The organism is Candidatus Accumulibacter sp. ACC012 (assembly GCF_907163155.1).
GTDB lineage: Bacteria > Pseudomonadota > Gammaproteobacteria > Burkholderiales > Rhodocyclaceae > Accumulibacter > Accumulibacter delftensis.
The window spans coordinates 296,147-309,738 of record NZ_CAJQUC010000009.1 but is presented as its reverse complement, the minus strand read 5'-3'; the positions used below and the strand labels follow the sequence as shown (position 1 = coordinate 309,738).

Genomic DNA, 13,592 nt, shown 5'->3' with positions numbered 1-13,592 from the left:
GGATCACTCCTTGAAAGGTTCGAGGGGTTTCTTCTGGACTTCGCGGCCGCGCCGCCAGATGTCGGTGTAGCTGTCGGAATCGCCGCCTCCGGCGGACCCGCCGGCGAGAGAAAAGCCTTTGGTAAACACCACCTCGACGGTGCGACCGGCGTCGATCTCGATGATCGGGAACATCTTCTCGGCCAGCGTGATGTAGTACTGCGAGAGGCGATCGAGCGCCTTGCCGACCCCGGTTCCCAGACCGGCCTGGACCTGTTTCCCGGGATCGACGGAGCCGATCGACCCCAGCGGGCTCGTCGAAACCGTCATCGCGCTCTGCTGGAAGGCCTGCCCGATACCCGCGCCGATGCCGGCGAGCAAGGCATTGGCGAGCACCTGCCCCTGCTTGCTGATCAGACGGCCGCGCATGCCGGCCTTGCCGTCTTCACCGACGACGTAGCCCTTGACCGGGACATCGATCGCCTTGCCGTCGCGGCGCACACAGGACAAGGATTCGAGTCGGATATAGGCCCGCTCGGCGCTGATGTCGCCATAGCTGGCGCCCAGCGCAAAGCATTCCTTGATCTTGAAGCGGTAGCGGTTCGGCAGGAAGGCGTTGTCCTGAACGCGCATGAGGACCGGGTGCGGGTTGCTTTGCGCCTGCCCTCCGGTGGGTGCGTCGAGACCACCGAGTAATACCGCCCGGAAGAACGAGCCCGATGGCACGTAGCTGCGAGCGTCTTTCTGGTCGGCCCCCTGCCCACCCGCCGCGGGTGGGCTGACCTTGGCGTCGCTCACTTCGAAGGTGGCAATCCCCGGTGGCCTGGGTAACGCCAGCTGTCCGTCCGAGTTCATCCCTGCGCCCGGATTCGCCGGTAGCGGGGGCAGCGGAGGCAGCGGAGGCAGTGGTGGCAGGTTGAGGGGCTCGATCACCGGTGGTGGCGAAGAAAGCGGCTGCGGCGGCAGTGCCTGCAAAACCGGATTCTGGACCGGTGGCTTCCGCTCGATCAGGTCGACCTGCTGGCGTAGGCCCTGGATCATCTCCTCCATCTGGCGCATCTGCTCGCTGGACTTGCTCATCCAGATGTCGCGGGGGTCGGCCTGGGCGCCGGGGGCGCTGATTGGCAGCGGGTGCGGGCGCACCGGCGGCGTTCCCTCGGGAAGCGTGGTCGGCTGGTCCCAAAGCGCCACACCGCCGAAGATGAGCACTGCGAAGACTGACCCCCCGAGCCCCAGGATCAGGAGCTGCCGCTGTTTAGGGGACAGCCTGGCGATCGTCGAGGCGATCCGGTTGCCGGGTGACTCAGCCATCACGTCCCTCCAGGACGACCAGGACGTCCGTGCTTTCACCCGGTTCGAGTTCGAGCGAGTCGACCATCACCGCCAACACGCCCGGTCGGTATAGCTCACGCTCGTCGATCACCATCCGCGACGACGAGACGTTGGTCAGCTGGTACTTCTCTCCGAACAAGGCGCCATCCAGCGTCCTTACCAGGATCAGGCGCGCTTCGTTCCAGAGGGGGACGATCTCCAGTGTGTTTCGGGCGGTCATGTCTTCGGGTTCGGCGTCGCGCGCCAGCGCCAGAAGGACACGGCGGATCGCCCCGAGGCGTGAGTCGTCGGCCAGAATGGCTTTGCCCTCGCTGCGTGCCTGACTGCGATCGCGAATGACCAGCGTTTCTGCCGGGATGTCGGCGGTCTGGAGCAGCAATTTCCAGTGACGGCCGGCATCGTCGGCGACGAAGACGCTGAACTGCGCCTGCTCGGTCGTCGGTTTGAGGTAGGCGGCGCCGGTTTCCCGGTCGGCACTGACGACGAACTCGCCTTCGACGCCGTGGATACGGCGAATTTTTCCGCCATCGACGCGGATCAGGTTCGGTTCGTTGCGCGAGACCGTGGCGGTCAGCGCATCGTCCGGGCGGCCCTCCAGGAGCTGCGCGGCTAAGAGCGGTGACGCGACGCTAGCGAGGAGTAACGTCAGCGCCAAACGGGTCCCGATCGCTGGTTTCCCTGAATTCGGATACATGCAGTCTCCCATTGCGGTAACGGAAGCCGACCACATAGGTGGTCTGCTTCTCGGAAGCTTTCTTGTCCCCAACCCAGGTCATCAGGACTCCGGCGAGGGCCACTTTCATGGCGGTCTCGTCGGGCATCACCGATTGCGCAGAAAACTGGGTCGAGGCGTTGTTCTTGCGGATGAAATCGGTACGAGCGCCGAACTCGGCCTGGAGACGGCCGTATTCGCTGGGGGCGGCGTATTTGAGGAAAAGGCCTTTCTGGTACTCGGCGACGTGCGGCGTGATGTTGAGCGCCAGGCCCGCGTACCAGTACGCCATCTCCTGCAGGTAATCCCCGGAGACCTTCTCGCCGCTGACCCAGAAGCTCTTGTTAATTTCCGGCGGTACCAGCACGGTTCTTTCGGAGCCGGCCACGCTGAGCAAGGCGCCCGCATTGGCCAGCAGCGCCAGGACGAGCCCGCCGACGGCAATGCGCATGAAGGTGATTTCAGCACGATGATTGTCCCGCTCGGAGGTGAAGGTTCGAAGGCGCATGGCTCAGCCGAGAAAGAAGCGCAGATGCGACGGCGGGGTCGCCCGCAGGCGGACAACAATCCCACTCGGCAGCCACCAGTAGAGCGCGTGCAAGGCGAACTTGGGGTGCTTGCCGGTCTTGATCCGACCGTACTGCCAGGCGAGGAGCGCGCCACAGACCATCCCGGCCAGCATGGCCCCCGAGATCACGCCCGTCCCCATGATCAGCAGGAAGAGGATGGCCTGATCAAAATCCCACCACAGGAAACGCTCCTGGGCTTCGAGTGACTTGGGGATGTAACCGATTTCGTCCACCGCGCTCTCCGGATTCAGATCGTGGCGGTCAGGATGCCGGTCGAAATCGTCGGTGCGTATTGCAGGAACACCGCGAACGCGACCCCGGAGAGAATCGGCATCGGGTTGAGCCGCGCCAGCGAGAAAAGCGCGCCCAGGCCGATCGCGGCGATCGCAGCCGCCTTGCCAAAGTAGCCCTGGACCATGCCGGTCAGCCAGGTATAGAGACTTTGGAACTCGGTGCCGGTGTTTCCCGCCAGCGCCCCGGTGGCAGCGGTCAGCAAGACGAGCGCCAGGGCGCCCTTGATCCAGTTACGACGGCTATCCATGACGATTCCCTTTGAGATCAACACAAGACTTGATGAGCCATCCAAGGCCGAGGCCGACGGCGATGCCGCCCAGATGGGCCTCGAACCCGCCTTCGATCGGCGAGCCCGGGGCGAGGATTCCGATGGCGATGAAGCCGCCGGTAATGACCACGTCGCGGATGAAGCTGTGGGTATGCGGTAATTTCACTTCACTGCGCTCCTTTGCGGTTGCTGTTGCGGTGGGTGCTGCGGTTGCGGTCACTGAGCCCGTCGCGCGGGCCAGCGAGACGTGCCTCGACGCGGCGGTTGTTGCGGCGCGCCGCTTCGGTGGGTGCCGGATCGAGGTAGCAGCACAGGCCCTCGGCACGAACCACGATCTCGGCCTCGACACCTCTGTCGAGGAGCCATGAGCGGACGGACTCGGCACGCCGTCTGGCGAGACGATCGTTGTAGGCTTTGCCGCCGATATCGTCGGTTCGGCCGTAGAGCTCGATGCGCTGGTACGCCGCTGAGATGGCTGCCAGGCGCTCCAACTCCCGTTGTCCATCGGCGCTAGGAGTGTCCTGGCCGTACTCGAAGAGGATGCTGGCGGTGGCCGGCTCGGCAGCGGTGGCGACTGGAAAGGCAGAGGCGACCGGTGAGGGGGTCGGCTGAACCGCGGCAACGGGAGGCGCTGACTCGTCTGTGACCACGGGAAGTTCGACGATCGCCAGCGTCTTGCGTGTGGGCGTCGGGCAGGCGGTGCCGCTGCAGGTTTTAAACTGGCGTTCGATCCAGGCGACCCTGTCGCTCGCCATGGGTTTGGGCCTTGCTTCGGGCAGCGCTTGAGGCAGCGCTGGAGGCAGGATCTCGCAACCGACCAGTATCGAGGCCGTGAAGAGCAGAATCGCGGCAGGGTTCACGAGCGCCATGGCTTGACCCGAGAGGCGACCTTGCGGGCATAGGCCGCGCGCTTGTCGGGAGAGACGGCGTTGTAGGCCCCTACGGCTTCCCAGCCATAGCCGAGGCGACGAATGTTCTGCGCGAGAATCCAGGCGCCGATGTACGTACTGGTGCAGGCATCAAAAAGCTGATCGCGGCCGATGCCATACGACCCCAGCTTGCGCAGCCAACTGCTGTTGATCTGCATGTGCCCGAGGTCCTCCGAGCCATCGCGGTTGCGATGGCGTGCGGCGGGGTTGGAGTTGGACTCGACTGCGGAGATTGCTTTGAGCAGGGATGGCGGAATGCCGTAGCGGCGACCGGCTTCTTCGAAGCAGGCGGCCTGCGCGGAAAAAGCCGCGGGCAGCAGGAGGATGGTCAGGAAGGCGCGAGTCATGGCTGCCATGGTAGGAAGCCAGACGGTTCCTGCGTCGCTGAAATGTGACCGTTAAGGGCGCATTTCGGTTAGCGGAGGGTTCGGGGTTCGGCTCGCACGGCGTCGGACAGCGCCCTACGGCTCAAAAGGGACGTCCCCGTGGTTCGTCCTCGAAGGTCGGCTGCGCCGAGTGCAGCAGACCTTCGCGTAGGTTTGCCGGAGGGCGGCAGCTCGGCCTGAGCCGACGCTGGCGCCACATGACGCGGACGGCGGGTATGGTGTTTTTCTAAGCCATTGCTACAAAAGGTTTTTCTAGTCTTTTTTTGGGCCGTTAACCATCTTTTAACCCTTTATAACCAAAATAATCCATTCGTCTTTGCTGCACAACACTTCCCTTCTTCTACGCAAAGCTTACGGTAAGCAAAGCCTACAAGGTTGAACGCCAAAGAAAGGACAGGACCGACCGCCGCCGTCGCTCCATGATCAGGTTCTGGCCGACAAGCACCACGATCATTCGCTCAGTGGGGATTGGAAGGACCACCGGGATTGTCACGTCAAGCCCAACGTGGTCTTGATTTACAGAAAACCGGACGACAACGTACTCCAGCTCGTCCGTCTCGGTTCGCACAGCGAACTTGGCCTGTGAGCAGCCGGGCTCCGTGACAAGGAAATGAAGGATACGGCGGGCGGAATCACCGATGTGGAACGGGCACTACACGCTCCACATCGACACCAAGGTGATCGACCTGGACCTTGATGCGCTCGTGGCAGGGCCGGCGGGGGGATGACGGAGTTTTCGGCGATATGCAGAGTCCAGGAATATGCAGAATTGCAGGCGTGGGAGCCTTGTGCTGACGGCCATGTCGGCTCCCATCGCTCAGCATATTCAAGCGCCCCGCAGCGAGGCGATCAGTTTGTCTGGCGCCCGGAACCGTCCTTTTTTTAGTGAGAGCGGCACAACGGCGCTCATTGCATCCAGCTTTTCTGTTGGGTCCGCCCGCAAGTAAATTTCGGTCGTCTGGATGTCTGCATGGCCGAGCCAGAGCGAGACTTTGCGGATATCCCCCGTTGCCTGCAACACCATCATCGCGGCGCTGTGCCTCAGGCTGTGCGGCGAGATGTGCCGTTGCTTAAGCACGGGATATCGTTCGGCGGCCGTCTGAACGTATTTGTTGAGAATGTACTCGAAGCCGGATCGAGTTAGCGGCTGGCCGCGCGCATTAACGAACAACTCCGTCGCCGGCGCCGGACCGCGCACCGCCAACCACGCGCGCAAATCCACGCAAGTCTGCTTCCAGAGTGGGAGCAAACGTTCCCGACGGCCCTTGCCCATGATCCGCACATTGGGCGATGGTTGCCACTCGATCGCATTTATCGGCAGGTTGACCAGTTCCGAAACGCGCAACCCGGCGGAGAAGCATAGGTGGAGCATAGCGCGGTCGCGGATGCCGTCGTGGCGCTGGAGATCCGGCGCATTGAGAACGGTCTGCATCTCATCCATCGACAAATAACTGATCAAGTGGGAATCGGTGCGCTTCGCCGGGATCGCCAAAATGCGCCGGCTTTGTTCCAGCAGCGCCGGCACGCGATGCTCGATAAAGCGCATGAAGGACTTGATCGCCACCAAGCGGGCGTTACGCGTGCGCGGGCCATTGTGGCGCTCGGTTTCAAGGTGTTGCAGGAAGTCCATCACCAATTTGGCGTCGATCTGCTCAAGACTTAGCGCCGATGGCGTAAGCCGCAGTCGCTTGCCGGCAAACTCGAACAGCAACTGGAAGGCGTAGGCATAGCTGTCGCAGGTGTGCTCGCTCGCGCCACGTTGCAGGGGAAGGCGTTCGCGCAAAAAGGCGGTGATATGGGGGGCGATCGGTGTCATGGCGTTTGCTCCTCGAACAAGCGCTCGCATACGTCGACGATATCCTCCATCAATCGTGGCGAGCTTTCCAAATACCAGTACGTGCTGCTTGGGACTGCGTGACCAAGGTAGGTCATCAGTGCCAGCATGTGGCTCCCAATGTGGTCGCGAGCATGCGGGCAAGCTATCAGCGCATTCGACGCAAAGGTGTGACGAAAATCGATCAGCCGGGGCCTCGGCTGCCCTGCTTGGCGGGGAAGACCGCAGGCTGACAGGAGTTTGTGGAATGTCGGATACACTGCGTCGAGACTCAATGGACCGAGCTGTGTCGAGAGGAACATATGGTCATCATTGGTGGCAACTCGGCGGCGTTCGACCAGATATCGCTCCAGTGCCGCCTGGGTCGTCGAGTGCAACGGCACCAGCCGACTTTTTTTAAACTTCGTGTTGCGGATCACCAAGCCGTCAGCGGAAATGTCCTGGAAATGGAGGCTGATGGCTTCGGAAATACGCAGCCCGGTCGCGGCCAGCAGGCCAATCAAGGTGCTGTAGGTCTGCGCCCGTAGCGTCCCTGGCGGACCAAGGTGCAGCGCTTGCGCCATCAGCGCCTGGATTTCGTTCTCGGTATACAGATAGGGGGTTGGCCGCTGCCGCCGCGCACAATACACGCCCTGCGGCGGGATCTCGTGGCGACCATCGGTAGCATGAGCAAACCGCGCAAAGCGGATGACCATCTTCAAACGGTTGCTGCGTTGCGATTCCGACCGCCCTTGCCCTGCCCAGGCGATGGCCGTCGCGGCGACTATGACGGTGTCTCCTTGCGCACTGGCGAAGCGGACAAAGCCTCGGAGGCGGTGTTCGTCATCGACGAGAGCGAAACCGGCCGCGTGGCGAACAGCCAAATAGGTATCAAGCGCGTCCTTTAGCATGATGTCGCTCCCGGCCACGGCCTGATGACTTGCTGCAATAGTCCGATGTCGACTTTGGCGTACAAGGCGGTGGTGTCGATGCTGCGGTGGCGCAATACTTCGCCAATGACTTGGAGCGAAGCGCCTTGGCGGAGCAACCCGGTTGCCGCCGAATGGCGGAAAATATGGGAACCGAACGACAGCGCCTCGACACCGGCACGCCGGATGGCACGCGTAGCGACATGCTTGACCACGTTTCGGGTGATCGGCTCCCATGGAGCGACAGCGGTGATAAAAACGTAGACGTCGTTTACCGAGGGACGCGCTTGCCGCAAATAGTTCAAGATGGCGTCACCGACGTCCTGAGGCAAAGGCAGTTTGGCCTCATGCCGACTCTTGCCGATGACGGTAAACGTGCCGTGCAACCAATCGATATCGTCGAACTTCAACGAGGCGACGTCGCTGGCGCGCAGGCCGAGTCGTGCCAACAGCAGAAGGATGGCTTTGTCGCGGATATCGATAGGCCTTGCGCCATTGCATGCCTCCAGAACACGCTCTACGTCGGCCGGCGGCAAATAGCGGGGCAAGCTCGCCAAGCGCCATTCGGCAATGGTCGGAATGGCGGCGTCGAGGCCCGGCTGACAACGTTCAGTGGCGATCAAAAACCGAAGAAACATGCGAGCGGCTTTTACACGGGTTTGTGCAACAGCGCGGCCGTTGCGCTTGGCGTAAGTCAGAATGAAGCCGTGGAGCTTGGTGGCATTGAACTGCTCTGGTTGCGGGTCCAGCGAAGAGAGCAGGTCCATGACGTGCTGGCGATAGGTGATCAGCGTCGAGGGTTTGACGCCACGGTGAATTTGCATCCAGTGCTCGAATGCGGCCACCAGTTCCGGCGGAGCTAGCGCCGCCTTGGTAGCGACGATGCCTTGCTGGGCGCGAAGAAACTCCGTGAACTGTTTCGCGCCGCGCCAGTAGATCGAATGCTGTCCCTTCGTGCCATGCAGCCGACCCTGCTTGGCCAAATGATCGCAGAAGGTATTCCAAACACCTTCGTGCAAGGAAGTCAGGTCACCACCGGCCACCTGCATCCAGTTGGCGAAGCCGACCGCCCCAAGGAGAAGATGCCGGATGGCGTCTTTGCAATAACCCCGTTTCACCAACCAGTCAGTGAAAGGGTCTAGATAGGGACCGACAGGTCCCGCATAATACCCCGCGCGCGTTGCCGGGCGCGTGAAATAGGTCGTAAGCATACTGTCCTCCTTTGGCTAACCAACCGTTCAAGGACGACAGTAATATGCCGAGAAAGCCGGCAAAAGAAACCGCTGCAACCACCTGATTTCAAGGCAAATGCTGCCGCCCTAGGAAAGAATACTCCTCATATTCCTGGACTCTGCATATCGCCGATTGTACTAAACCGCTGACGCGGTAATCGCTGATTGACGGCCTGAGGCGGCGCGGTGGATTTACAAAGAGCTCGTGGCGGAGAACGATGAAGTTGCTGCTTGCAGCACTTCACTCATTCTCGACAAGGAGCTTGACCATGACGCCTCTTCGCCAGCGCATGCTTGAAGATATGAGCATTCGCAACCTCGCAACAAACACGCAGATTTCGTACGTGCAACAGGTCGCCGCCTACGCGAAGTACTTTCGCCGCCCACCACAGGAACTCGGGCCGGAGGACATTCGGACCTACCAACTGTATCTTCTCGAAACCCGGAAGCTTGCGCCGAGCAGCATCGGCCTGGCAACCGGCGCGCTGCGCTTCCTGTATAAGGTGACGCTCAAACAGCCTTGGGCCGTTGAAGAAATTCCGATGCCCAAGCGGCCCTTCAAGCTGCCGGTAATCCTCAGCCGAGAGGAAGTGATGCACTTCCTCGAAGCGGTAAGTAGTCTCAAGCATCGAACGCTTCTGACGGCAATCTATGCGGGAGGCTTGCGCGTTTCCGAAGCCACCCACCTCAAGGTCACGGACATCGACAGCCAGCGGATGATGCTCCGGGTTGATCAAGGCAAAGGGCAGAAGGACCGCTACGTAATGCTCTCGCCGCGACTGCTTGAGACCTTGCGGCTGTACTGGAAAGCCGCGCGTCCGACGCTGTGGCTGTTTCCCGGCGATCTTCCTGACCAGCCGATCACTCGGGATGCTGTTGGCCAGGCTTGCCAGAAAGCGCACCGCGCATCGAACATTGCCAAGCCAATCACCCCGCACTCGCTGAGGCACGCCTTCGCCACGCACCTGCTTGAGGCTGGCACCAATGTTCGTACCATTCAACTTCTTCTCGGGCACCGCAGTCTGGCCACCACCTCGCGGTACCTGAAGGTGGCCAGCAGCACGGTTTGCGCCACGACCAGTCCCTTTGACCTGTTGCCCAAGGTGGCGGAGCCTCCACCCCTGACACCGACGCCGCCGGCTCATTTCTGAGGCCGGCGTTGCGCGCCACCGGGCTCGAACTGGCGGACATCTTTCGCCAGGCCGGGCCCCGCTATCGCGAGGACCACGCGGGCACACTCAGCCGTGGGCAGCATCGCGTCATGAGCGCGATCGAGCGTTGCCGCACGGCCGCTCTCGGCGGACACATCGAACAGTGTGACGCCTGCGGTCACCTGCGCATTTCCTTCAACAGTTGCCGCAATCGGCACTGCCCGAAATGTCAGTCCCTGGTCCGCGCGCAATGGCTGGACGAGCGTCACGCCGACCTCCTTCCCGTCGAGTACTTTCACGTTGTTTTCACGCTGCCCGAGGAGATCGCGGCGATCGCGTACCAGAACAAGGCGGTGGTCTACGGCATTCTCTTCCATGCGACCGCGGAGACCTTACGCACGATCGCGGCGGATCCCAAGCACCTCGGTGCGGAGATCGGCTTTATCGCGATCCTGCACACATGGGGTCAGAATCTGTTGCACCACCCGCATCTGCATTGTGTGGTGCCGGGCGGCGGTTTGAGTGCCGATGACGAGCGCTGGGTTTCTTGCCGCCCAGGGTTCTTTCTACCGGTACGGGTGCTCTCACGGCTCTTCCGTCGGCTGTTTCTGGCGCAGTTACAGGCCGCCTTCGATGCCGGGGAGCTGCGTTTCTTTAACGCCCTCGAACCGCTTCAGGTTCCGCGTGCGTTTGTCCGCTATCTGGCTCCGGTGCGACAGGCCGAGTGGGTGGTCTACGCCAAGCCGCCGTTTGGCGGCCCCGAGAAGGTCCTCGAGTATCTCGGTCGCTACACCCACCGGGTGGCTATCGCCAACAATCGGCTGACCGACTTTGCCGATGGCAAGGTCTGCTTTCGCTGGAAGGATTACCGCCACGAGTCGCGGCAGAAGGTGATGAGTCTCGACGAACAGGAGTTCATCCGCCGTTTCCTGCTGCATGTGCTACCCGACGGATTTCAACGGATCCGGCATTACGGCCTCTTGGCCAATCGCCATCGGGCCATGAAACTGGCCCGCTGCCGGCAGCTGCTCGCTGAACCTGCGCCCGTGTTCGAGAAGCCCGATACGCCGCTCGACTACCGCGACCGTTATCAGCTGCTTACGGGAAAGTCGCTGCGTGACTGCCCGAAATGCGGATGTGGCCACATGCTTTGCATTGAAACCTTCCTACCGGGAACCTTGCCACGGGGACCGCCCCACAGTGTCTGATGGCCTCGACTGAACACACTCTCAAAAGCCCCGTCGCGGACTTCTTCGGAAGCCGACACGCCTCCTGTTGTCCGCGCAGACACGCTTCGACGAAATGCTCTCTCGCCTCGGTTGGCTTGCCCCTCAAGTCACGGCGCGCGGCCGTCCGAGATCGAACCTGTGCATGGGAAACCCATCCTCGTGCTACTGCGGCGAGCTTCTCGCGAGTGCAAATCTCGCGCTTCGACAAGGCCGCATTGATTCAAACCCCATAGCTCCACCGCCTGTGCGGCGGTTCAGTACAACAGGATTTTTAGCTCACCGGTCGCGGTGGTGGCGCCACACCTCTCACCAAACTCAGCGCACCGCGTCCGCTAAGCTAAAAACCCTCTGCAATAATATCAGATTTCCTGATCCCGACCGGGAATGTAGGTAGAATTCAGGAATTGCAAGTGGCACTTTATTTTGAAGGCTGTAGTTTTCGTATGGCATAGAGCAAGCGTTACTCGGGGTGCAAGGAGGAGCAGGCGTTGAGGCAGTCGTGGCTTCCGGGGTTTCCCGATGGTGCGCAGAAAGTGGGCGAAGGGTTGGCGATTCTGGAGAAGGATGGCCAAGCGATCTACTTCGTTGGGGGAGACAATTACTTCTCGCACCCTGTAGGAGACGATGCTGGCCGCAGGTTCGCCCTGACCAGTCTGATGGAAAACGGGCACGTCAAGGCGGTCGAACTGGAAAGGCCGCCGCTGTGCATCCCGCACCGCACGTTGATGAACTGGGTGGGACAAAGCCGCAAGGCCGGGCCATCGTCTTTCTTTCGGCCGGCGGCGGCGAACCGGCCGCGGATCATGACGCCGGACAAGAGTGCCGAATGCGCGCGGCTGTTGAGCGAGGGCAAGCGTCCTGCCGAAGTGGCGCGACAGGTGGGCGTCCAGGAGTCGACGCTGCGCAAGGCGATCCGGCGCCAGGGCGTGCCGCAGTTGGCCCCTTTGCCGCAAGACGCAGGGGAATTGGAAGCGGCGAGCACCAAGAGTGAGCGCAGCCGGGCGGATGCGGAAGCCGCCGCGGGGATGGGCACCGCCTGCACGCGCGCCGACGAGCGGATCCAAACGGCGCTGGGATTGGCGACCGGTGCGACGACGCGCTTCGAAGCGAGTCAAGATGTGGCGATGGGAGGGCTGTTGGCCGGCTTGCCGGCCTTGTGTGCGAACGGGCTACTGACCGGCCTGGATCGCCATCTCAAGCTACCCCGGGGATTCTACAGCGCCTTGCACATTCTTCTCGTCCTCGGTTTCATGGCCCTGGGGCGAATCAAGCGGCCGGAACATCTGCGACAAACCTCGCCCGGAGAACTCGGCAAAGTCATCGGCCTGGACCGGGTGCCGGAAGTGCGCACCCTGCGGGAAAAGATCCATCTGCTGGCCAAGACGGGTGACCCCGCCGCCTGGATGCGGGATCTGGCGAAGCTCTGGATGGAAAGCGAACCAGAAGAAGCGGGTTACCTGTATGTCGATGGTCATGTTCGGGTGTATCACGGCGAGCAGGCCAGGCTGTCGAAGCGCTACGTCTCGCGCGAACGCCTGTGCCTGCGGGGCACCACCGACTACTGGGTTAACGATGCCCTGGGTCGCCCGTTCTTTGTGGTTTCGCAGGCGCTCAATGACGGACTCGCCGAGACCCTGCTCAAGGACATCGTCCCGCAACTGCTGGAGATTGTCCCGGGACAGCCGACGCCGGCCGAACTGGACGCCGACCCGACCCTGCACCGGTTTGTCATGGTCTTCGATCGGGAAGGAGCCACCCAGAGTCTCCTCGGCAGACTCTGGAAACAGCGCATCGGCGCACTGACCTACCGCAAGAACGTCAAGGACCTCTGGTCCGAAGACGCGTTTCAGGAACAGGAAGTCCATCTGCCGGCAGGCGGCAGCACCGGGATGAAACTCGCCATGCGCGAAACCCGACTCGGCACAGGCGATAGCAGCCTGGCCGTGACCGAAGTCCGTCGGCTGACCCAGACCGGACATCAAACAGCCGTCATCACGACCGCCCGGCAACTCGGAAACACCACCATCGCTGGGCGGATGTTCGCCCGTTGGTGCCAGGAAAACTACTTCGCGTATATGATGGAACACTATGATATTGATGGACTTCTCGAGTACGGAGACGAATCTCTTCCCGGCACTCACCAGGTCGTCAACCCCCGCTGGCGGGAACTCGACAAGGCCGTCAGGCAAACCCGCCAGAGCGAAAGAAAACTACAGGCTGCAATTGCCAGGACGGCCTTGAATGACGGCGGCGAAATCCAGAAAAACGCCGAGTCTGTCGAAGCACTGCAAGCCGTTCAGGCGGAACTCAAGCAACTTTGCTCGGCGCGCAAAGCAAGCTCCCGAAAGGTGACGATCGACAGTCTGCCGGAGGCCGAGCGCCCGACCCAACTGCCGCCGCTGAACAAAATGCTCTGTGATGCCGTGAAAATGGTCGCCTACCGGGCCGAAACCGCCATGGTGGCGCTATTGCGTCGCCACTTGAAGAAGGAGGACGACGCGCGTGCGCTCATTCGCGAATTGTTCGTTTCTTCCGCCGACATCGAACCGAACGCTCTGGCCAACACCCTGACCATCAAAATTCACCGGATGGCCAGCCCAGCCCATGATCGCGCCATCGCCGCGCTCCTCGATGAACTCACCCTGCAAGATTTCCCGCATCCTGAAACTGGGGCAAAAATGATCTTCGCCCTCGTCTAAAGTGCCAACCGGGTTTCCTCCGAGATCAGGAAGTCTGAATATGTAGTGCACCGCATATTCTGGGGTTCCG

At 61.6% G+C, this 13,592-nt stretch carries 14 protein-coding genes and 1 pseudogene; 4 read left to right on the top strand and 11 right to left on the bottom strand.

Translation table 11 applies throughout. The features are described from left to right. Positions 1 to 3: 3 nt before the first annotated feature. The 8 genes from QZ648_RS12270 to QZ648_RS12235 are packed head-to-tail and all read right to left on the bottom strand — an operon-like array spanning position 4 to position 4,439. Positions 4 to 1,290: a TraB/VirB10 family protein gene (locus QZ648_RS12270; RefSeq protein ID WP_291997209.1), complete on the bottom strand. Its 1,287-nt coding sequence runs from the start codon at positions 1,288 to 1,290 to the stop codon at positions 4 to 6. Beyond that, a complete protein-coding gene (locus QZ648_RS12265) occupies positions 1,283 to 2,005 on the bottom strand; it encodes a type-F conjugative transfer system secretin TraK (protein WP_291997208.1) in 723 nt (240 codons plus the stop codon). Before QZ648_RS12265 ends, QZ648_RS12270 begins: the two co-directional genes overlap by 8 nt. Continuing rightward, on the bottom strand, positions 1,941 to 2,531 hold the full coding sequence (gene traE / locus QZ648_RS12260) for a type IV conjugative transfer system protein TraE (RefSeq protein ID WP_291997207.1): 591 nt from the start codon (positions 2,529 to 2,531) through the stop codon (positions 1,941 to 1,943). Before traE ends, QZ648_RS12265 begins: the two co-directional genes overlap by 65 nt. Before the next feature lie 3 nt (positions 2,532 to 2,534). Then, positions 2,535 to 2,825 (bottom strand): type IV conjugative transfer system protein TraL, encoded by a 291-nt coding sequence (traL, locus tag QZ648_RS12255; protein ID WP_043564723.1) that lies wholly within the window; start codon positions 2,823 to 2,825, stop codon positions 2,535 to 2,537. 14 nt (positions 2,826 to 2,839) lie between these two features. Then, positions 2,840 to 3,133: a TraA family conjugative transfer protein gene (gene traA / locus QZ648_RS12250; protein WP_291903607.1), complete on the bottom strand. Its 294-nt coding sequence runs from the start codon at positions 3,131 to 3,133 to the stop codon at positions 2,840 to 2,842. Further along, positions 3,126 to 3,320: a hypothetical protein gene (locus QZ648_RS12245; RefSeq protein WP_291997206.1), complete on the bottom strand. Its 195-nt coding sequence runs from the start codon at positions 3,318 to 3,320 to the stop codon at positions 3,126 to 3,128. Before QZ648_RS12245 ends, traA begins: the two co-directional genes overlap by 8 nt. A gap of 1 nt (position 3,321) precedes the next feature. Continuing rightward, positions 3,322 to 4,023 (bottom strand): OmpA family protein, encoded by a 702-nt coding sequence (locus QZ648_RS12240; protein ID WP_291997205.1) that lies wholly within the window; start codon positions 4,021 to 4,023, stop codon positions 3,322 to 3,324. Then, a complete protein-coding gene (locus tag QZ648_RS12235) occupies positions 4,011 to 4,439 on the bottom strand; it encodes a lytic transglycosylase domain-containing protein (RefSeq protein ID WP_291997204.1) in 429 nt (142 codons plus the stop codon). Before QZ648_RS12235 ends, QZ648_RS12240 begins: the two co-directional genes overlap by 13 nt. A gap of 451 nt (positions 4,440 to 4,890) precedes the next feature. On the opposite strand from QZ648_RS12235, the pseudogene QZ648_RS12230 reads away from it, so the two are divergent. Further along, positions 4,891 to 5,055, top strand: a pseudogene (locus tag QZ648_RS12230) (type II toxin-antitoxin system YafQ family toxin); the annotation flags it as partial. Positions 5,056 to 5,295: 240 nt separating this feature from the next. Here QZ648_RS12230 and QZ648_RS12225 read toward each other — a convergent pair. From QZ648_RS12225 to QZ648_RS12215, 3 genes are read right to left on the bottom strand one after another with little or no spacing between them, the layout of a single operon-like run. After that, complete coding sequence (locus QZ648_RS12225) at positions 5,296 to 6,285, bottom strand: tyrosine-type recombinase/integrase (protein ID WP_169068653.1); 990 nt, start codon at positions 6,283 to 6,285, stop codon at positions 5,296 to 5,298. After that, on the bottom strand, positions 6,282 to 7,193 hold the full coding sequence (locus tag QZ648_RS12220; protein WP_291985968.1) for a tyrosine-type recombinase/integrase: 912 nt from the start codon (positions 7,191 to 7,193) through the stop codon (positions 6,282 to 6,284). The genes QZ648_RS12225 and QZ648_RS12220 overlap by 4 nt, the downstream gene beginning before the upstream one ends. Next, a complete protein-coding gene (locus tag QZ648_RS12215; RefSeq protein WP_291995983.1) occupies positions 7,187 to 8,422 on the bottom strand; it encodes a tyrosine-type recombinase/integrase in 1,236 nt (411 codons plus the stop codon). Before QZ648_RS12215 ends, QZ648_RS12220 begins: the two co-directional genes overlap by 7 nt. A 290-nt stretch (positions 8,423 to 8,712) precedes the next feature. Here QZ648_RS12215 and QZ648_RS12210 point away from each other — a divergent pair, with 290 nt between their 5' ends. From QZ648_RS12210 to QZ648_RS12200, 3 genes are all read left to right on the top strand, one after another. Further along, a complete protein-coding gene (locus QZ648_RS12210) occupies positions 8,713 to 9,594 on the top strand; it encodes a tyrosine-type recombinase/integrase (RefSeq protein ID WP_291997203.1) in 882 nt (293 codons plus the stop codon). 8 nt (positions 9,595 to 9,602) lie between these two features. Next, complete coding sequence (locus tag QZ648_RS12205; protein WP_291997202.1) at positions 9,603 to 10,802, top strand: IS91 family transposase; 1,200 nt, start codon at positions 9,603 to 9,605, stop codon at positions 10,800 to 10,802. Between the two features lie 509 nt (positions 10,803 to 11,311). Next, positions 11,312 to 13,522 carry a helix-turn-helix domain-containing protein gene (locus QZ648_RS12200; RefSeq protein ID WP_291997201.1) on the top strand — a complete coding sequence of 737 codons (2,211 nt, stop codon included), beginning with the start codon at positions 11,312 to 11,314 and terminating at the stop codon, positions 13,520 to 13,522. Positions 13,523 to 13,592 lie beyond the last annotated feature (70 nt).